Origin of the sequence: Amycolatopsis japonica, assembly GCF_000732925.1 — a bacterium.
Classification (GTDB): Bacteria; Actinomycetota; Actinomycetes; order Mycobacteriales; family Pseudonocardiaceae; genus Amycolatopsis; species Amycolatopsis japonica.
The window spans coordinates 5064454-5082339 of the sequence record NZ_CP008953.1; the positions used below are offsets into that span (position 1 = coordinate 5064454).

Consider the following 17886-nt stretch of genomic DNA (forward strand, 5'->3'; position numbering starts at 1 on the left):
GGTCAGACCTCGCTCGTCGGGGGGAATTCCAGTGAGGGCACGGGGAAGGCCGTGGTGTGCGTGACGTCGAAGGCGGCCGCGGTGATCCGGAGGGCGAACCCGCCCGCCGCGGCGGCACGTTCGGCGAGGTCGATCAGGATCGGTGAGGCACAGCCGATCAACGCCCGCAGTTCGAGGAAGAGGTCACCGAGCCGCGCGCGGAGCATCTCCTGGTCGAGGTTGCCCTTCAGGGTGCGTTCCGTCGCCGCCCGCAGGCGTTCGACGTGCTGCACGATCAGATCGGCGGCCCGGCTGAGGCTGAAGTCCTCCAGCTCGTAGTTCAGAGCGAACCGGGAGACCATCGCGGCGGCCCGTTCCGTGGCTTCGGTCGACACCGGGAGCGAGCCGTTCTCGCCGCCGACCTCGGCGGTGAGCTTGGCCAAGGTCTCGGCGAGCTCGTTCCAGGGCGTGACGAGCCGCTCCCCCGCGACCTTTTCCAGCGCGGCGCGGGAGAAGTTGGTCCGCGCGAACTCGGGGGCGGTGAGGTTGAGGTGGAACCGCGCGATGTCGCGGGGCACCTCGGCCGCCAGTTCACGGGCCCAGACCACGTGTCCCTTGCTGGTGGAGAACTTCTCGTTCTCCAGCTCGTAGAACTCGTTGACCAGCAAGGTGTCCGGGAGGACGTAGCGTCCTTCGAGGGCGATCAGCTCGGCGACGTGGACGACGCCCCAGGTGAACAGGGGGTCGAATCCCATGAACACCACGACCCGCGCGTCGTTCTCCGCGAGCCAGGCGTCGTCGTCGGCGACCTTCGGTTTCCCGTTGCGCCGCAACGCGTACTCGGTGCAGTACATCGAGGCGGGCATCCCCTCGACCCACGCGTTGAGCCGTTGCCCCGGCGTCTGGAGGAACGGCGCCGGCAGGCCCCATTTCACCGGGTACGTGATCGCGAAGTCGGGCAACGGCCCGGACAGCAGTTCCCGCATCAGCCCGAGCACGTGCGGCCGCCACGCCGGACCGCGCTCCTCGTAGTAGGCCAGCAGCTGCTCGCGGTACTCCGAGACCGGGAAGACCATGATCTCGGTCTCGCGGTAGGTCACCTCGTCGGCCGGGTCGAGCACCGAGTACGGCTCGATGAGCGCGTCGAAGTCGATCGGATGCCCGCAGCCCTCGCAGAATCCGCCGCGGCTGTCGGCGAGGCAGGTCGGGCAGCCACCGCCGACGAAACCCTCGACCAGGAACTCGCCCTTGCTCTCGCTGTAGGGCAGCCGCACCTTGCGCAGACGCAGCTTTCCCTTGTCGTACAAGCGCTTGACGTAGTCGTGGACGAGCGCCTTGTAGCCGTCGTCGGTCGGCGAGAAGCCGTCGACCTCCACACCCATCGCCTTGAACGTGCGCTGGATGTTCTCGGTCGACTGCTCCACCAGTTCGGGGGGCGTCAGCCCGACCCTGGCCGCGCTGGTGACGAGGTAGGTCTGGCTGTCGTCGGTGCAGGAGGCGAACACGGCCTCGCGGCCGGCCGCGCGCAGGTACCGGCGGTGCACGTCGGCACCGAGGTACGGGCCGGCGATATGCCCGATGTGCAGGTCGCCGTTGGAGGTCGGCGGGCCGCCGATGATCACGACGGGTCGCTTGTCGGTCATACTCACGCCTCCGCCTCGTGCCGGGCGGCGAACTTCACCGTCATGTCGGAGTCCCACCAGATCGCGTACATCTCGAAGTCCTCGGCACCGTCGTTGAGGATGCGGTGCTCGGTGCCGGGCTTGTGGAACTCGATGTCGCCGGGCCGGAAGGCGCGGCGCTCTCCGCCGGACTCGACGACCGCCTCGCCACTGACGGCGATGAAGATCTCGTACTCGTGGTGGGAATGCGCACCCGTCGCGCCGTGCGCGGGCACCGTGACCCAGGCGCCTTCGAACGGGGCGTTCAGCGCCGCCCACGGCAGCAGCCGCTGGCCGTAGGCACCGTTTTCGAAGACCATCTTTTCCCGCTCGAGCGGACGGATCTCCATGACTTCCTCTTCCTTCGTGGGTCAGCGGGTGGCGACGATGGGGGCGGTTTCCGACGTCGGCTGCGGCGGCACCGAGGGGTTCTCGCCGCGATGGGCGAGGATGTCCTGCAGGATGTCGTTGGCGCGCGGGGCGAGGACGCTCAGCAGCGAGTCCGCGATCCCGTGCGTCGCCTCGTTGACGCCCTGGAGGTAGACGGCCGCGGTGGCGGGCTGCTCGATCTCCAGCCGGTAGTCGCGGGTCACCTTGATCTCCGACAGCCCGATCGACTTCGCGATCTCCTGGACCATCCTCGGCATCTCCGGGGAGAAGCCGGTGCCGAGCAGCACGAGATCGGTACGCAGTTCCTGGACCTCGCCGGTACGCCGGTCCGTCAGTTCCAGCACGATCTCGTCACCCTCGTCGCGGGCGTCGGTGATGTCGCTCATCGTGATCATCGTCAGCCGCGAACGGCCGGAGAGGCGGTCCAGGTAGATCGAGCGGTAGAGCGCGTCCATCGTGCCCGGGGCGAGCCCGGAGTAGTTCGTGTGGTGCATCTCCTTGAGCATCTGCTCGCGCGCTTCGGGCCGCGCCTCGAAGAACTTGTCCACATGGGACGGGAAGAACAGCTCGTTGTTGAACTTGCTGCTCTCGTAGTAGTTCAGGCCGATCGACCGCATCACCATGGTCGGCTTGCATTCGGGCAGGTCCTTCTGCACCGCGCTGAACAGTTCCGCCGCGCTCTGCCCGGCGCCGATCACCGCGACGCGGTACGGGAGGTCCTTGCGCAGCTTGGCGATCCTCGGCAGGTACTGCGTGCTGTGGATGACGCGGTCCTGGTTCACCGTCCGGAGCCGGTCGGGGATCCGCGCGTCGCGGCCGGCGCCGACCACCAGGTATCGGCTGCGGATGGTCTCGCCGTCGGCGACGTGGGTGTCCCAGCCGGTGAGCGTGCCGTCCGTCCACACGGGAGTGATTTCGAGGCACTCGCGGCCGCGCTGCAGGTCCACCAGGGAAAGCGAGTCGGCCGTCCACTTGAGATAGTCGGCGAGCTCCACCCGGTACGGGACGAAGCTGCCCATGTTCACGAACTCGTTGAGCCGATCGGTGGCGTGCAGGTAGTTGAGGAACGAGAAGCGGCTGCGCGGATTGCGCAGGGTCACCAGATCCTTGAGGAACGAGACCTGCGAGAGGGCCTCGGGCAGGAGCATCCCCCGCTGCCAGGAGACCTCTTCGTCGCGTTCGAGCAGGACCGATTCGCGGGCCAGTCCGGGCGCGAGCTCTTCCAGCGCCACGGCCAAGGCCAGGTTCGACGGTCCTGCTCCGACTGCGAGCAGCTCGACATCACGGTTCGCCATTTGTTCGCTCCGCCATCTTTGTGAGTGCTGGGAAGGTGTTCTGTGGTTCCGGTGCGCGGTCAGCCACCGGCGGCCACCGAGGGCAGCAGGGGGTGCGCGGTCAGCCGGACCTGGGCCATGGCCTTGTCCAGCACCGCTTCGCAGTCGTCGGGATCGACGCCGGCGCAGATCACGTACGCGTGGCGCGAGATGAACTCCGCCGGCGGCAGCCGCAGGCGCGAACCCGGCTCGACGAGGCTGTCCGAGGCGAGGATCCCGTTGTTCCGCAAGGAATCCGGCACGGACACCGACTCGACGACACAGTCCTGTTTCGGGTAGCCGAACCGGACGCCGACCCACCGGGGCTCGGCCTCGTGCGGGATGTGGGGGCGCATGCCGAGGGCGACGTCGACCGCGGCCGCGCCGGGGTCGATCCCGGTCGCGAACTTGGCGAGCAACGGGATCAGGTCGCCGCCGAGCCTGCCGTTGATCTCCACGATCACCGGCCCGCGTTCGGTGAGCTTGAGCTCGGTGTGGGTGATGCCGTACCGGAAGTCGATCGCGCCGTGCGCGCGGGCCAGCGTCGAGCGCAGGGCCGGGTCGGCGAGCAGTTCGTCCGCGGAACTGACCAGATGGCCGAGCTCCTCGAAGTACGGATGCATCCCGACCGTCTTGCGCGCGACGAACATCGGCGTGTACTCGCCGTCGACGACGGCGCCGTCCACACTGATCTCCGGGCCGCTCAGGTACTCCTCGACCAGCGCCCCGCCCTTGTAGGCGGGAGAGCCGTTGAAGCTGGCGTCCTCCGCGGTCCGGAACGCCTTCCGCACCGCCTCGGCGTCTTCCGCGAGACTGACGCCGATGCTGGCCCCGCCGCCGCGCGGTTTGACGACGACCGGATACCCGATCCGCTCCGCCACGCGGACCGCCTGCTCGTCGTCGTGCACGAACCCGAAATCGGGCTGCGCGACACCGGCCGCGGTGAGCGTCCGCCGGCTGAACCACTTGTCACGGCAGCCTTCGATCGCGGAGACCCCCGCGCCCGGGACGCCGAGTTCGTCCGCGACATGCGCCGCCGCCACGATCAGCGCCTCGTCCCAGCACACCACGCCGAGCACCGGCGTGGTGGCGTGGAGCGCGCGGGCCGCGGCCAGCACGGCGTCCTGGTCCTGCGTGTCCAGCACGGTCGCGCCGGTGATGTAGCGCTCCTGCCAGGTCGGTTCGGTCCCGTTGAACAACCACAAGGGATGCCGGTGCCCGGCCGACGCCAACAGGTACTCCCGGTACGGCCGCATCCCGCAGCCGATCACCAGGACAACACCCTCCGCTGAGCTCATTCCCTCTCCCCACCAGCCCGTCACTTCGTCGCGGGCTACTACATCCCGGGGGCGGGTTGACCGGAACCCTTGATTCGGGAAGAACAATCAACGAGATGCGTGGTGAAGGCGCGGATGATACGAGGAATGAACCGTCAGGAGGCCGTGATGCTCGAACCCAGGACCGCGGACGGGAAGGTGCTCTGGCACTTCACGATGTCGCTCGACGGCTTCGTCGCGGGCCCAGGCCACGGCATGGACTGGATGACCGGCACCACCTTCCGGCCGGGACTGGTCGGTGAATACGCCGCGACCACCGGCGCCGTCCTCGGCGGCCGCGACGGCTGGGACGCCTACCCCGATCCCGGCGGGATCTACGGCGGCGCCTGGAAGGGCCCGCTGTTCGTCCTCACCCACCACCCCGAGGACGCCACCCCCACCCCCGGGGTCACGTTCCTGAACTGCGGTGTGGACGAAGCCGTCCGGATCGGCCTGGAAGCGGCGAACGGGAAGAATCTCGAAGTGTTCTCGCCGGACATCGGCCGCCAGATGCTCGCCTTGGGATTGATCGACGAGATCGACCTGCACATCGCACCGGTGCTGCTCGGCGACGGCGTCCGCCTGTACGACAACCCCGGCGGCGCGCCGATCCGGCTGCACGGGCTCGGTACGGGAGATCCCAGTGGGGCGATCGACGTGCGGTTCCGGCCGGCTTAGTTCCGGTTCCCGTACGACTGCTCGCACGGGTACCCGTCACGGTCGGCGTCCCAGCTCAGCGGGCGCCCCGCGTTCACCCAGGCGTTGTACGCGTACGTGTAGGAGAACCCTTCGGCGAACAGGCGCTGGCACGACGTGAGCGAAGGCGCCCGGGTGACCGTCACCGGCGGCTCGACCACGACCACCGAGGTGGCGGGCGGCGCGACGACGGCGGTGGTCGTGGCGGGCGGCGGAACGATCTCCCGCACCACGGTGACCGGTGTCCCGGCCGTCGTCGTCCCGCACCCGCCCAATGCCGCGACGGCACCCGCCGATACCAGCAGTGCCGCGACCATCCTGTTCATCCTCTTGCCTCCCGATGGAACCGCCGAATCCTCACGCGAGGGAGAACGGCGGTTTCACCGGTGACATAACGGGTTTCGCGCGATCGGAGCCGCAAGTCCCCGGAAGTCGGGAGCTTCGGCACGGACCGGACAGGGCCGGAAGACCCTAGGATTGAATGACGTTCACCATCCACGAGATGCCGAACTTGTCGGTGCAGGCACCGAATTCGTCGCCCCACATCTGCTTTTCGAAAGGAACCGAAACGGTACCTTCGGCGGAGAGTTTCTCCCAGTATCCGCGCAATTCCTCACCGTCGTCGCCGCTGAGGCTGACCGACAGGTTGGTGCCCGGTTTGTGCTCCATTCCCGGCGGCGTGTCCGACGCCATGATCGTGTAGCCGCTCGGGGAATCGAGCTGGCTGTGCATGATCTGATCCTCCGCCGGCGTTCCCGCCATACCGGACTCACCGAACGTATTCAGCGTCAGTTCGCCGCCGAACACCGACTTGTAGAACTCCATGGCCTGCCGGGCGTCGCCGGCGAAGCTGATGTAGGGATTGAGACGAGAAGCCACTGGAACGCTCCTTCTGGTCGGGTCACGAGCATCCTGGCAGACGCCTCCCGACGCGACAACGGCTGGACTACGGCCGGGTGAATCCTTCGCGCAACGAAAATTCAACGCCGTTCACCGAATTCGTGAGCGATTTCCCGAATGCCGCTTTAATGTCGGCACATGCCCGCGTTCAGGATCCACCCCGCGACGGCCGACCGGTTCGGCGACGTCGCGACCATCCTCAATCCGAACGGGAACGACCGCGCCTGCTGGTGTCTCGCCTACCGCGCGAAACCCGCGGACTACAGCCGGTTGCGCGGTGACGAACGCGCCGAACACGTCCGCGCCCTGTGCGCGGCGGACCCGGCGCCGGGCGTGCTCGCCTACGACGGCGCCACCCCGGTCGGCTGGTGCGGCGTCGGCCCGCGCGCGCATCTGCACCGGATGACGCGTTCCCGCACGATGCCGCCGATCGACGACGTCCCGACGTGGACGGTCGTCTGTTTCGTCGTCCGCTCCGGCCATCGCCGGAAGGGCGTGGCGCACGCGCTGCTGGACGGTGCCGTCTCCTACGCGCGTTCGCACAGCGCCCCGGTCATCGAGGGCTATCCCGTCGATCCCGGCGAAGGGCGGATCAACTCCTCCGCGGCGCACGTGGGGACCATCGGACTGTTCGCGGCCGCGGGGTTCGAGCTCGTCGAAGAGACCAAGGCGCGGTCGGACCGGAAGCCGCGCTGGCTCATGCGGCTGGACCTGCGCGACGGCTCGTGACCGGCCAGCGGTGTCGCGAAAGCCACTTTCGCGACGTCTGATGTCCCGAAAGTGGCTTTCGCGACACCGCCACCTGCGAGAACGCGCCGGGAGTCCGCCCCTCACCGTAAGCCGATCGCCACCGCCTGCCGCACTGGACGCCTGCGGCGGCAGCCTCGGTTCGAAGGCCCATCCCGCCGCAGCAACCCGGTTCAGGTGTCCCCAATGTCGCATCAGGGACGCTCAGCGTCTCAAATGCGACATTGGGAACCCCGCCCCGACCGCTCCTCGATAGCTAACGATTGACTTTCGATAGATAACGCGCGAAACTCGATACATGATCACAGGTCAACGGGCGGTCGCGCCCCTCCGGGTGTTCCTCGTGCTGCTCTTCGGGATCCTGGTCCTCCTCCAGACCATGTCCCTGCCCGGCCAGTTCGCGCATATGGCACGGCAGGATCCGGAAATGGCGTACCTGCGCTGGCCCGCGACGGCGGTCTCCGTCTTCTGGGTGCTGTGCGTCCAGGTCGTGGTCGTCGCCACCTGGCAACTGCTCTCCCTGGTCAAGAAGGACCGCATATTCACCGAAGCGTCCTTGAGCTGGGTGGACGCCATCGTCTGGGCGATCCTCGCGGGCTGGGTCGTGCTGGCGGGCGTGTTCCTCTACGTCGGCTTCAACGCCGACGACCCCGGCCTGCCGCTGCTGTTGTTCCTGGCGTTGATCGGCGTCGCCGTGCTGGGCCTGCTCATGATCGTGATGCGTACGCTGCTGCGGCAGGCCACCACCCTGCGCTCCGACCTCGAACAGGTGATCTGATGCCGATCGTCGTCCGCATCGACGTCGAACTGGCCAAGCGCAAGCTGAGCGTCGGCGAGTTCGCCGAACTCGTCGGGCTCACCCCGGCGAACGTCGCGGTGCTGAAGAACGGCCGCGCCAAGGCCGTCCGGTTCAGCACGCTCGAAGCGATGTGCCGGGTGCTCGAATGCCAGCCGGGAGACCTGCTCGAGTGGGTCCCGGACGAGCCTTAAGCCGTCGAGAACTTCAGATGGAAGTTGTCCAGCGTCGCCGGCAACGGCCGCTCCGGCCCGAGGACGGCACCGGAAGCCAGTTCGAAGCGGCGGTCCTTGATCAGCCACGCCAGCATCGTGCTCGCGCAGAACAGCACGAGATCCCGGCCGGGGCAGATGGCAGGACCGGCACTGAACGGGACCAGCGCGGGATTCGCCGCCGCGCTGCCGTCCAGCCAGATCCCGGGTTCGAACCGGTCGGCGTAGGGCAGCGATTCGGGATCGCGGTGGAAGAACGGGGTGAAGATCAGCACCGTGGTCCCGGCGGGTCCCCACGCGGTATCGGCCGTGCTCTCGCGCAGCAGCGCGGGAGTGGTCGGCCACAGCCGGACCGATTCGAGGGCGCAGGCGCGCAGGTACGGGAACTGGCCGGGCACGGTCAGGTCGGCGTCCGCGACCTCCTCGTCGGCGCGTTCCCGGGCGGCCGGGTGGGTGGCCAGCAGCGCGAGCGCGCGGAAGGTGACGATCCCGGCGGCGTCGAAGGCGAAGAGCCAGTGGGCGACCTGGTCCGCGACGACCTCCATCGTCCGCTCGCCCGCCGGGCCCGCCGCCGCGATGGCCTCGGCGAGGCTCCCCGGCTCCGCCCGTTCCAGATGGCCGATGAGCCGCGTGCGGAACTGATCGTGGAGCCGGTCGCGCCGCAGGTGCGCGTACGCCCAGTTCCCGTCCTTCCGCAGCCGGGCGAGCATGTCGGTGAGACCGTCGTCGCCCGCCGCGGACTCGCCGAGCGTGACCCGGCGGACGATCCGCCACCAGGCCACGGTGAAAGTGTCCCAGTCCAGCGTGCCGCCGTCCCAGAGCGACGCCGCCTCCTCGCCGATCGCCGCGGCGAAAGGGCCCGCCAAGTCGTGCAACGGCTTGCCCGGTTCGAGGACTTCCTCGTTGAACTCGCGGCGCGGAGCCCGCTCCACCGCGCCCGAGACTAGGACGCCGTGGGGCTGGAAATGTCCGAGCGCCGCCCGCTTCTCCTTGGTCGACGGGCTGAACGGGACCGGCGCGGCGGCGAGCACGTCACCGACGTCGTCCCCCGACAGCGCCAGATCGATCGTCCGGCCGGGCACCCGCAGCCGCAGCGGCCCCGGACCGTACTGGGACCGGAGCCGGCACAAGAGCCGCACCGCAGGACGGTCCAGTTGAAGTTTCTGCGCCGCGGCGAGCCCCAGCGGCCGCCGTTTGATCACCCCGCCGGCGAGCGTGGGCAGCACGACCCGCAGCGCGACACGCACGGTGTCCTGGACGGAAGCGATGGCCGGTTCGGTCGTAGTCGCCATGGCGAAGGGCTACCCGGCCCTGCGCGCGCGTAATCGGTTTGTCCCACGGCCGGGCGGGGCATCCGGCCTCCATGGCGACCAAGGCACCCGGGGCGGATCCGCCCGAGACCGCCGACCTGGGCGAGCTGCGTTCGGCGGCGTCCGGCTGCCGCGGCTGCGACCTCTACCGCGACGCCACCCAGACCGTCTTCGGCGAGGGCCCCCGCGCGGCGGAGATCATGGTGGTCGGCGAACAACCGGGTGACCAGGAGGATCGGCAGGGCGCCCCGTTCGTGGGGCCCGCGGGGCGGCTGCTCGACCGGGCGCTCGACGAAGCGGGCTTCGACCGCCGGAAGATCTACGTCACCAACGCGGTCAAGCATTTCAAGTTCAACCGCGACGAACGCGGCAAGCGGCGGATTCACAAGACTCCGTCGAAGACCGAGATCGTCGCCTGCCGTCCGTGGCTGCACGCCGAACTGGCGGCGGTCCGACCGGAGCTGCTGATCTTCCTCGGCGCGACGGCGGCGAAGGCGCTGCTGGGCGACGACTTCCGCATCACGCGCAGCCGCGGCGAGCGGATCGATCTCGCCGAGTTCGCCACCACCGCGGTCGCCACGGTGCATCCGTCCGCGGTCCTGCGCGCGCCGGATCGCGACGAGGCCTACCAGGCCTTCGTCGCGGATCTCGTGGCGGCGCGCGGCGGCCGCTGAATCAAGCCACTTCGGAGCTGCTGCCACTGTCGTGCAGGCCCAGCATGTCCAGCAGGGTCGCACAGTCTTCGGGGCTCTTGGCCCGCGAAGCCACGGCGAGGGCCGCCCTCCGGCGGATGGCCTCCTGCTCCGGTGTGTCCTGGCCTTCCGGCAGCAGGTCCGGCACCGGATGAAGTCCGAGATCGTTGTGCATCGGTTCCCCCTTGGCTGAAGGATGACGTGACTGCTTGGTACCCGCGTTCGCGGGTTTGAACACAGGTGTCCCCGTTCGGGTGCGCAGAGACACAGAGCGACTGCTCCGTCCGTGTGAATCAGCTCCGCAGCGCCGGGAGCAGGGTGTCTTCGGCGAAGCGCAGGAAGCCTTCCTGCTGGTCGCCGCCGATCTGGATCAACGCCAGATCGGTGAACCCGGCCGCCTCGAATTCACCCGCCCGCTTCACGATCCCGTCCACGTCGGGCCCGCACGGGATCGCCGCGGCGACGTCGTCCGGCGTGACGAACTGGGTGGCACCGGCGAAACCGGCGGGCCCCGGCAGTTCGGCGTTGACCTTCCACCCACCGCCGAACCAGCGGAACTGCTCGTGCGCCCGCCGGATCGCGGCGTCGCGATCCTCGCCCCAGGACACCGGAAGCTGCGCGATCTTCCTGGTGGGCGGGCCGAGTTTGGTGGCGTCCCACTCCCGGCTCAGGGATTCGTCCGGCTCCACCGCGATCATCGCGTCGGCGATCGGCGCGAACCGGGTCACCGACTGCGACCCGGACACCGCGACCGCGAGCGGCACGCGCTGCTCCGGCAGGTCCCAGAGTTTCGCCGAGTCCACCCGGAAGTGGTCACCCTTGTAGTTGAAGTAGCCGCCGTCGAAGAGCCCGCCGATGATCTGGACCGCTTCGGCCAGCATCTCGTGGCGGACGTTCGCCGGCGGCCAGCCGCGGCCGACGACGTGCTCGTTGAGGTTCTCCCCCGCGCCGAGCCCGAGGGTGAACCGGCCGTCCGACAACGCCTGGACGGTCGCCGCCTTCTGCGCCACCACCGCCGGGTGATAGCGCATGGTCGGGCACGTCACGAAGGTCATCAGTTCGACCCGTTCGGTGCTCTGAGTGACCGCTCCCAGCACGCTCCACGCGTACGGCGAATGCCCTGCTCGTCGAGCCACGGCGAATAGTGGTCGCTCATCACCTCGAAGTCGAACCCCGCCTTCTCGCCTCCGGCGGCGTATCCCACCAGGTCCTTCGGTCCGGCCTGTTCGGTCATGAGTGTGTAGCCGATGCGCATCGAAGCCTCCTTCGCGTCGACCTCCGCGTACCCGTCCGTTCCCGGGATCAACCGGACGTTTATCCGGCGAATCGAACGGGGTACCTGATCCGAAGAAGGAGAGGAGCCGCGATGCCGCAGCAGGCTTGGAGCGACAAACGAGAACGTCAGTACGAGCACATCAAGGATTCGGCGAAGGACCGGGGCGCGAGCACCGACCGGGCCGAGGAGATCGCCGCGCGGACGGTCAACAAGAACCGCGCGCAGGCGGGCGAGGCACGCGAGGCCAGCCGGACGTCCCTGGAGGACATGTCACCGCAGCGGCGTGGTGGCAAGCGGTCCGGGAACCGGCTGGTCCCGAACGGGCCGACGAAGGACCAGCTCTACAACGAGGCGAAGCAGCGCAACGTCGAGGGCAGGTCGAAGATGTCCAAAAAGGAGCTTCAACGAGCTCTGGGCCGTTGAGCACGCGTCACGCGGCGGATCCCCGTCGCGGTCATCCCACGGCCAAGGACGGATGGATTTCGTAATGGACGCATACGGGCGGGGCGGCCTGACCCCGCAGACCAGGTCCCAGTCGGACGGTCTGTCCGACCGGGTCGAACTTCGTCTGCCCGCCGAGGCGGAGCAGATCCCTCTCGTCCGCACGCTCACCCACGGTGTGGTGGCCCGCGCGGACTTCGGCTTGGACGCCATTTCAGACGCGAAGATGGCCGTCGACGAAGCCTGTTCCCAACTTGTCCAGCCCGCGGAACTGGGAGCCGTTCTTTGCTGTGTCTTCCACGAGATACCGGAAGGAATCGCCGTCTCGATCTCGACGCGGACGAGCAGGCCCTATCTGCCGAGCGAGACGACCTTCGGCTGGCACGTCTTGACGACCTTGACCGGGTCGGTGACCGCACGCTGCGAACCGATCCCCGGCGAACCGGGGGGCACGACGACGATCGAGCTCGTCCTGGCCCCGGGAACGAGCGACGGGTGAGTGGCGAGCGCAAGACACTCACCCGGCAGGCTGACGACTACGCCCACTGCGAACCCCTCTTCGAGGAGTTGTCGTCGCTGCCAGAGGACTCTCCGCGCCGCCAAGAGCTGCGTGCCCGGCTCGTCACCGAGCTCCTGCCGCTCGCCGAGCACATCGCCACCAGGTTCTCCGGCCGGGGCGAACCCCGCGAGGACCTGGTGCAGGTGGCGCGGATAGGCCTGATCAACGCGGTCGACCGGTTCGATCCCGGCCGTGGGCACGACTTCCTCTCGTTCGCCGTGCCCACGGTGATGGGTGAGGTCCGGCGTCACTTCCGGGACACCGGCTGGTCGGTCCGGGTACCGCGGCGGCTCAAGGAACTCCACGTCTCGCTCAGCCAGGGCACGGCGGCGCTGTCGCAGCGGCTCGGCCGCGCGCCGACGCCGACCGAACTCGCCGAATACCTGGGGCTCGAGGTCAACGACGTCCGCGAAGGGCTGCTGGCCGGCCAGGCGTACCAGACGTTGTCGGTCGACAAACCGGTCCACGACAACGCCACCGAGGCCCTCTCTCTCGCCGACACGATCGGCGAGGAGGATCACGAGATGGCGTTGGTGGAGACCCACGAGGCGCTGCAACCGCTGCTGCGGGAACTCCCGAAGCGCGAACGCGCGATCCTCGTCATGCGGTTCTTCGGCGGCTACACCCAGACGCAGATCGCGGAACGCATCGGCATCTCGCAGATGCACGTTTCGCGGCTCCTGTCGCAGACGCTGGAACAGCTGCGCGGGAAGCTCTCGGAGTAGCACCGAACGGCGATCACGCGTGATTGGAGACCGAACACGCGTGATCGGGGGCGTAACTCTCTGATCCGCCCCCGATCACGCGTGTTCCGGCTCTGATCACGCGTGTTCCGGCTCCAAGCACAACGTGAAGGCCCCCTTCACTGCGTTCAGCGCCAGGGCCCCGGCAAAGTCGCATAAGCGCTGGTCAAGCGGCGACCAAGGGAAGCTCGTCACCCTGATCCCCCACACATCGCTCGACCGTCCACAGGGGACACCCGCCAAGGTGGCCATGCCCGGTTTGGGCGTTTTCCGGGGGGTCGTGAGTGTTTTTGGTCGTTCTAACGACAATCGCCACTCACGACCCACTCAGAAACCGTGCAAATAAGAATCAAACGAACATTTATCCGCCTGGTGGCGTCCTTTGTGGACGGAAGCCGGGTGAACCTCCTGTCATCCGCCGTACGCCGAGAGTGGTACCGGCCAGCGCTTATGCGACTTTGAAGGCCCCCTTCACTGCGTCCAGCGCAGTGAAGGGGGCCTTCACGAGACAAAGACCTACGCGGGTTTCAGCGGATCGTGCCCCACCGACATCAGCTTGTGCCGCCAGTGCGCCTGGCCCGCGACCGGTTCCAGGTCGTCGCGCCGTTCGTCCGTCACCCGGCGGACGACCGAGCGCATCACCCGCTCGTCCTCGGCGGTGAGGTCGGTCCGGCGCTTGCCGAGGATGCCCAGCACATGCCGCCCGGTCGGCGTCCCCGCCTGGTCCGGCAGTACTTCATCTTCGTCGTCGGCCGACCGCGTACGCAGCCAGTCGGCCAGTTCCCGCGAGGTCATATTGACCACGCGATGGAATTCTTCCCACAGTTCGTCATCGATCTCGTGCACGGCGAAACCTCCTGCCAGCACTCGACTTCTACGGCGTCGTGTACGGCGCCTGGTGTTCGATCGACGGGCTCGCCGCCGGGTAACGGCCGTCCTGCCCGGGTACCGGCGTCACGGTCGTGCCCTGCTGTTCGGGCTCGACGCGCTGCCGGGGACGGTTGATGACCGCTTCGGCCTCCTGCTCACCACGGATCCGCGAAAGCACGCTGAGCGTGATCGCGTGGGCGATGGCCAGTACCAGCAGCAGGACACCGAGCCTGCCCACCACACCGGGCAGGTCGCTGCCCCCGATGTCGATGGTCGACAGCAGCGCCAAGACACCCAACGTCGCGAGGTGGAACAACACCGTCACGAGCCAGGTCATGGACGCGCCCGCGGCCGGATCCCCGTGGGAACCCCGCAGGTAGCGCTTACCGCTCTGGTAGATGATCAGACCGTCGAGCATGACCAGCGCCACCCCGATGACGAGGAAGGCCACGTATGCGTTGGTAGTCATGCCGGAACGCTCCCTTCGTAATGGACCTCACCCCATGAGATACCCGGGACCTCCCCCTGGAAAACGCCGTCTTCCAGGGGGAGGTCCCGGGTGATGGTCAGCTGCCGGGGCGGTCCACGTCACCGCGCCACGCGCCCGACTCGCGGCCGCGGCTTTCGATGAAGTCCTTGAACCGCTTCATGTCGCCCTTGATGCGGCGGTCGAGTACGCCGAGTTTGTCGGCGACGTTCTCGGCGAAGCCTTCCGGGTCGATCTCCATCTGCGCCGTGACACGGGTCTTGTTGTCGTCCAGGCGATGGAAGGTGATGACGCCCGCGTGGTCGGGACCGGAGTCCGAGGTCCACGCGACACGTTCGTCGGGATGTTGTTCGGTGATCGTCGCGTCGAATTCCCGGCTCACCCCACCGAATTTGGTCACCCAGTGGGTGTGGGTCGCGTCGATCTGACGGATCTCTTCGACACCTTCCATGAACTGCGGGAAGCTCTCGAACTGAGTCCACTGGTTGTACGCGGTCTTCACCGGGACTTCGACGTCCACCATTTCGGTGATCGTGCTCATGCATCCTCCTGTCGGTTGGGTGCTTTTCGAGCCGGCACTCCCCGGCTACCCGGCGCTCAGTGGAGCGAAACACGCTGTGATTGACCCGCCGGACGGCCGGGTACCCGGCGGGCAGAACGCTCCGAGGAGGTGCCCCATGATCGAAGAGACCCACCGGAAGCCGCCCGAGGAAAGGTCGGTCGGCGAACTGGTTTCCGATCTCGGTGACGAGGTCAAACACCTGGTCCGCGACGAGATGCGGCTCGCCGTGTTCGAGTTGCAGGGCAAGGGCAAGAAAATGGGGGTCGGCGCCGGATTGTTCGGCGCGGCGGGCATTTTCGCGCTCTTCGGCCTGGCGACGCTGATCACCGCGGTGGTGCTGGCCCTCGCCTTGGTCATGCCCGCGTGGCTGGCGGCCGTGGTGACGGGCGCGGCGCTCCTGCTGATCGGCGGTCTTTCCGCGCTCGTCGGCAAGAAGGAGGTCACGAGCGCGACCCCGCCGGTGCCGGAAGAAGCCATCGAGGGTGTCCGCGACGATGTCGACACCGTCAAGCAAGGAGTGCGCTCATGAGCGATTTCCCCAAGAACGCCGAAGAAGCCCGCGCCGATCGTGACGTGACGCGCGAAGAACTCACCGAGACCCTCGACGCGCTGGGCAAGAAGATGGACGTCAAGGCGAGGGTGAACGACAACCTCGACGCGAAGGTCGATCAAGCCAGCGCGAAGATTTCCGACAAGGTTTCCGAGCCCGCGGCCGACAAGTTCCGCCAGGGCACCGAAATCGTCCGTGCCAATCCCCTGCCGATCTTCGCCGGCGTGCTCGCGCTGCTCGTCACGATCCGGCTGATCCTGCGAAAGAGGTCTTCGTCGTGAACAAGGTTCTCTACAAACCGCTGAACATGGTCGTGAGCGCCGCGGGCGGTGTCCTCGCCGGGATCGCGTTCAAACAGATCTGGAAACGCGTGAGCGGTGAAGAAGACGCGCCGAACGCCACCGACCGCGATTTCACCTGGACCCAGGTGATCGTCGCGGCCGCCGCGCAGGGCGCGATCTTCGGTGCGGTGAAGGCCGCCACCGAACGGGCGGGCGCGGTCGGCTACCGCAAGGCGACCGGCGACTGGCCCACGGAGGACTGACGATGCGCGTCGTGATCATCGGAGGCGGCTTCGCCGGGTACAACGCGGCGAAGACCCTGCTCAAATCGGTCGGCGACGACACCGAGATCGTGGTGCTGAACCCGACCGACTATTTCCTCTATCTTCCCTTGCTCCCCGAAGTCGCCGCCGGGATCTTGGAACCGCGGCGGATCTCGGTGTCCATTCCGGGCACGCTGCGCGGGGTGCGCCTCGTGCTCGGCACGACGACCTCCGTCGACTTCGACGGCCGCAGCGTGGCCTACACCGACCCGGAAGACCGCGAGCACCACCTCGGCTACGACCGCCTGGTGCTCGCCGCGGGCAGTGTCAACAAACTGCTACCGATCCCCGGCGTGCCGGAATACGCCCACGGTTTCCGTGGCCTGCCCGAAGCCCTGTACCTGCGGGACCACGTCACGCGACAGATCGAGCTCGCCGCCTCCGCGAAGGACCCGGCCGAGCGCGACGCGCGCTGCACGTTCGTCGTGGTCGGCGCCGGGTACACCGGCACGGAGGTCGCCGCGCAGGGGCCGGCGTTCACCGCCGCGCTCGCCGCCCGGCACCCCGAACTGAAGGATCAGAAGATCCGGTGGCTGCTGCTGGATCTGGCCGACCGGGTCCTGCCGGAACTCGACCGGCGGCTCGGCACCACCGCGGACGAGGTGTTGCGCGCACGCGGTGTCGAGGTGCTGATGAAGACGTCGATCGAGGACGCCGGTCAGGAGGGGGTCACCCTGACCACCGGTGAATCCGTGCCGACCCACACCCTGGTGTGGTGCGTCGGCGTCCGGCCGGATCCGCTCATCGAGGACCTGGGGCTGAAGACCGCCAAGGGCAGGCTGGTCGTGACGGCGCAGCTGAACGTCCCCGGGCGGCGCGACGTCTACGCGTGCGGAGACGCGGCGGCCGTGCCGGATCTGACCAGGCCCGGCGAGTACACGCCGATGACGGCCCAGCACGCCGAACGCCAGGGCAAGCTCGCCGGCAAGAACGTGGCGGCGTCACTCGGACACGGGTCGCACGGCACGTACCGGCACCACGACCTCGGCTTCGTCGTCGACCTCGGCGCCCACCAGGCGGCCGCGAATCCCTTGCACGTCCCGCTTTCCGGGCTCGCCGCGAAGGCGGTCACCCGCGGCTACCACTTGCTGGCCATGCCGGGCAACCGGCTGCGGACCGCCACCGACTGGGCCTTGGACGCGGTGACGAAACGGCAGACCGTCCAATTAGGACTCGTCCGATCGGGTTCGGTGCCGCTGGACACGGATTCCCCCGAACTCCCCCGCACGAACTGCTAGAGGAGACGCCCATGACCGCCGAATCCGATCCCGTCCGCGCCGAAGGGCCCTCAGTGGTCACCGAGGGCGGTGACGAAGCGGCCAAACTGCTGGTCCTCGACCCCGCGGGCGAGGGGAAGCACGGTGAACTCCCGGCCACGTGGCGGCCGCTCGCGGCCCGGCGTCAGGTCATCTGGTGCAGGCTGCCCGTCGATGGCGCGCTCAGCCAGGCCGAAGACGTCCTCGGCGACGCGGAACCCGGCGGCCCGCCGATCGACATGGTGGCCGCCGGCGACTCGGCCGCGGAGGCGCTGCGGCTGGCCGAACGCCATCCCGGCGCGGCGTCCCACGTCCTGCTGGTCGACCCGGTACCGGACGAATCCTCCGAACTGGCCGAACGGGTGCGCTCCGGCGGGACCGCGGTGGACGTGCTGCCCCACAGCACCGGCGAGCCGTACAACCGGATCCCGCCGCCGCTGCCGCTCGGGCATCCCGACGTCGTCGCGGGGGTCACCAAGATCCTCGAGGACGTTTAGCCGCCGGGACGGGGCGGTATCCGGCGCCC

At 68.3% G+C, this 17886-nt stretch carries 24 protein-coding genes and 1 pseudogene; 13 read left to right on the forward strand and 12 right to left on the reverse strand.

Annotation, left to right across the window (positions count from 1 at the left end; translation table 11 throughout):
* Positions 1-2: 2 nt before the first annotated feature.
* From AJAP_RS23295 to AJAP_RS23310, 4 genes are read right to left on the reverse strand one after another with little or no spacing between them, the layout of a single operon-like run.
* Positions 3-1622, reverse strand: coding sequence for a class I tRNA ligase family protein (locus AJAP_RS23295; protein ID WP_038515233.1), 1620 nt, complete (start codon positions 1620-1622; stop codon positions 3-5).
* 2 nt (positions 1623-1624) lie between these two features.
* Positions 1625-1990, reverse strand: coding sequence for a cupin domain-containing protein (locus tag AJAP_RS23300; protein WP_037344297.1), 366 nt, complete (start codon positions 1988-1990; stop codon positions 1625-1627).
* A 21-nt stretch (positions 1991-2011) separates the two neighbouring features.
* The gene (locus AJAP_RS23305; RefSeq protein ID WP_038515235.1) at positions 2012-3325 is read right to left on the reverse strand and encodes a lysine N(6)-hydroxylase/L-ornithine N(5)-oxygenase family protein; all 1314 of its coding nucleotides are present in this window, start codon (positions 3323-3325) and stop codon (positions 2012-2014) included.
* A 59-nt stretch (positions 3326-3384) separates the two neighbouring features.
* Entirely contained in the window at positions 3385-4641 is a 1257-nt protein-coding gene (locus AJAP_RS23310; RefSeq protein ID WP_038515237.1) for an ATP-grasp domain-containing protein, read from the reverse strand.
* Positions 4642-4788: 147 nt separating this feature from the next.
* Here AJAP_RS23310 and AJAP_RS23315 point away from each other — a divergent pair, with 147 nt between their 5' ends.
* The gene (locus tag AJAP_RS23315; protein WP_038523720.1) at positions 4789-5337 is read left to right on the forward strand and encodes a dihydrofolate reductase family protein; all 549 of its coding nucleotides are present in this window, start codon (positions 4789-4791) and stop codon (positions 5335-5337) included.
* On the opposite strand, the gene AJAP_RS23320 is transcribed toward AJAP_RS23315, so the two are convergent.
* Both AJAP_RS23320 and AJAP_RS23325 read right to left on the reverse strand, forming a co-directional pair.
* On the reverse strand, positions 5334-5681 hold the full coding sequence (locus tag AJAP_RS23320) for a hypothetical protein (RefSeq protein ID WP_228694567.1): 348 nt from the start codon (positions 5679-5681) through the stop codon (positions 5334-5336). The genes AJAP_RS23315 and AJAP_RS23320 overlap by 4 nt on opposite strands.
* 145 nt (positions 5682-5826) lie before the next feature.
* Complete coding sequence (locus AJAP_RS23325) at positions 5827-6234, reverse strand: VOC family protein (protein ID WP_038515242.1); 408 nt, start codon at positions 6232-6234, stop codon at positions 5827-5829.
* 159 nt (positions 6235-6393) lie between these two features.
* On the opposite strand from AJAP_RS23325, the gene AJAP_RS23330 reads away from it, so the two are divergent.
* The 3 genes from AJAP_RS23330 to AJAP_RS23340 all read left to right on the forward strand — a co-directional run bounded on the left by AJAP_RS23330 (position 6394) and on the right by AJAP_RS23340 (position 7992).
* Complete coding sequence (locus AJAP_RS23330; protein ID WP_038515244.1) at positions 6394-6984, forward strand: GNAT family N-acetyltransferase; 591 nt, start codon at positions 6394-6396, stop codon at positions 6982-6984.
* 316 nt (positions 6985-7300) lie between these two features.
* On the forward strand, positions 7301-7780 hold the full coding sequence (locus tag AJAP_RS23335) for a DUF2975 domain-containing protein (protein WP_038515246.1): 480 nt from the start codon (positions 7301-7303) through the stop codon (positions 7778-7780).
* Positions 7780-7992 carry a helix-turn-helix domain-containing protein gene (locus AJAP_RS23340; protein WP_016333493.1) on the forward strand — a complete coding sequence of 71 codons (213 nt, stop codon included), beginning with the start codon at positions 7780-7782 and terminating at the stop codon, positions 7990-7992. Before AJAP_RS23335 ends, AJAP_RS23340 begins: the two co-directional genes overlap by 1 nt.
* On the opposite strand, the gene AJAP_RS23345 is transcribed toward AJAP_RS23340, so the two are convergent.
* A complete protein-coding gene (locus AJAP_RS23345) occupies positions 7989-9302 on the reverse strand; it encodes a cytochrome P450 (RefSeq protein WP_038515248.1) in 1314 nt (437 codons plus the stop codon). The two genes, AJAP_RS23340 and AJAP_RS23345, sit on opposite strands and share 4 nt — an antisense overlap.
* A gap of 71 nt (positions 9303-9373) precedes the next feature.
* Here AJAP_RS23345 and AJAP_RS23350 point away from each other — a divergent pair, with 71 nt between their 5' ends.
* Positions 9374-9994, forward strand: a complete 621-nt coding sequence (locus AJAP_RS23350) for a UdgX family uracil-DNA binding protein (protein ID WP_038515250.1) — start codon at positions 9374-9376, stop codon at positions 9992-9994.
* Position 9995: 1 nt separating this feature from the next.
* Here AJAP_RS23350 and AJAP_RS23355 read toward each other — a convergent pair whose 3' ends face one another.
* Complete coding sequence (locus tag AJAP_RS23355; RefSeq protein WP_038523722.1) at positions 9996-10187, reverse strand: hypothetical protein; 192 nt, start codon at positions 10185-10187, stop codon at positions 9996-9998.
* Between the two features lie 118 nt (positions 10188-10305).
* Positions 10306-11267: pseudogene (locus tag AJAP_RS23360) on the reverse strand (TIGR03557 family F420-dependent LLM class oxidoreductase).
* Between the two features lie 111 nt (positions 11268-11378).
* Between AJAP_RS23360 and AJAP_RS23365 the strand changes: the two are divergent.
* From AJAP_RS23365 to AJAP_RS23375, 3 genes are all read left to right on the forward strand, one after another.
* Complete coding sequence (locus tag AJAP_RS23365; RefSeq protein ID WP_038515252.1) at positions 11379-11711, forward strand: hypothetical protein; 333 nt, start codon at positions 11379-11381, stop codon at positions 11709-11711.
* Positions 11712-11775: 64 nt separating this feature from the next.
* The gene (locus AJAP_RS23370) at positions 11776-12228 is read left to right on the forward strand and encodes an ATP-binding protein (protein WP_038515254.1); all 453 of its coding nucleotides are present in this window, start codon (positions 11776-11778) and stop codon (positions 12226-12228) included.
* Complete coding sequence (locus AJAP_RS23375; protein WP_038515256.1) at positions 12225-13013, forward strand: SigB/SigF/SigG family RNA polymerase sigma factor; 789 nt, start codon at positions 12225-12227, stop codon at positions 13011-13013. Before AJAP_RS23370 ends, AJAP_RS23375 begins: the two co-directional genes overlap by 4 nt.
* Before the next feature lie 534 nt (positions 13014-13547).
* Here AJAP_RS23375 and AJAP_RS23380 read toward each other — a convergent pair.
* From AJAP_RS23380 to AJAP_RS23390, 3 genes are all read right to left on the reverse strand, one after another.
* Positions 13548-13877, reverse strand: a complete 330-nt coding sequence (locus AJAP_RS23380) for a DUF3140 domain-containing protein (RefSeq protein ID WP_038523725.1) — start codon at positions 13875-13877, stop codon at positions 13548-13550.
* Between the two features lie 28 nt (positions 13878-13905).
* On the reverse strand, positions 13906-14370 hold the full coding sequence (locus AJAP_RS23385; RefSeq protein ID WP_037344284.1) for a hypothetical protein: 465 nt from the start codon (positions 14368-14370) through the stop codon (positions 13906-13908).
* Positions 14371-14467: 97 nt separating this feature from the next.
* Positions 14468-14929 carry an SRPBCC family protein gene (locus AJAP_RS23390; protein WP_038515258.1) on the reverse strand — a complete coding sequence of 154 codons (462 nt, stop codon included), beginning with the start codon at positions 14927-14929 and terminating at the stop codon, positions 14468-14470.
* A 136-nt stretch (positions 14930-15065) separates the two neighbouring features.
* Here AJAP_RS23390 and AJAP_RS23395 point away from each other — a divergent pair, with 136 nt between their 5' ends.
* From AJAP_RS23395 to AJAP_RS23415, 5 genes are read left to right on the forward strand one after another with little or no spacing between them, the layout of a single operon-like run.
* On the forward strand, positions 15066-15479 hold the full coding sequence (locus tag AJAP_RS23395; protein ID WP_038515259.1) for a phage holin family protein: 414 nt from the start codon (positions 15066-15068) through the stop codon (positions 15477-15479).
* On the forward strand, positions 15476-15781 hold the full coding sequence (locus tag AJAP_RS23400; protein ID WP_038515260.1) for a DUF3618 domain-containing protein: 306 nt from the start codon (positions 15476-15478) through the stop codon (positions 15779-15781). The genes AJAP_RS23395 and AJAP_RS23400 overlap by 4 nt, the downstream gene beginning before the upstream one ends.
* A complete protein-coding gene (locus AJAP_RS23405; protein ID WP_007030245.1) occupies positions 15778-16044 on the forward strand; it encodes a DUF4235 domain-containing protein in 267 nt (88 codons plus the stop codon). Before AJAP_RS23400 ends, AJAP_RS23405 begins: the two co-directional genes overlap by 4 nt.
* 2 nt (positions 16045-16046) lie before the next feature.
* The gene (locus AJAP_RS23410; RefSeq protein ID WP_038515261.1) at positions 16047-17342 is read left to right on the forward strand and encodes an NAD(P)/FAD-dependent oxidoreductase; all 1296 of its coding nucleotides are present in this window, start codon (positions 16047-16049) and stop codon (positions 17340-17342) included.
* 11 nt (positions 17343-17353) lie between these two features.
* Entirely contained in the window at positions 17354-17857 is a 504-nt protein-coding gene (locus AJAP_RS23415) for a hypothetical protein (RefSeq protein ID WP_038515262.1), read from the forward strand.
* The last annotated feature ends 29 nt before the right edge of the window (positions 17858-17886 follow it).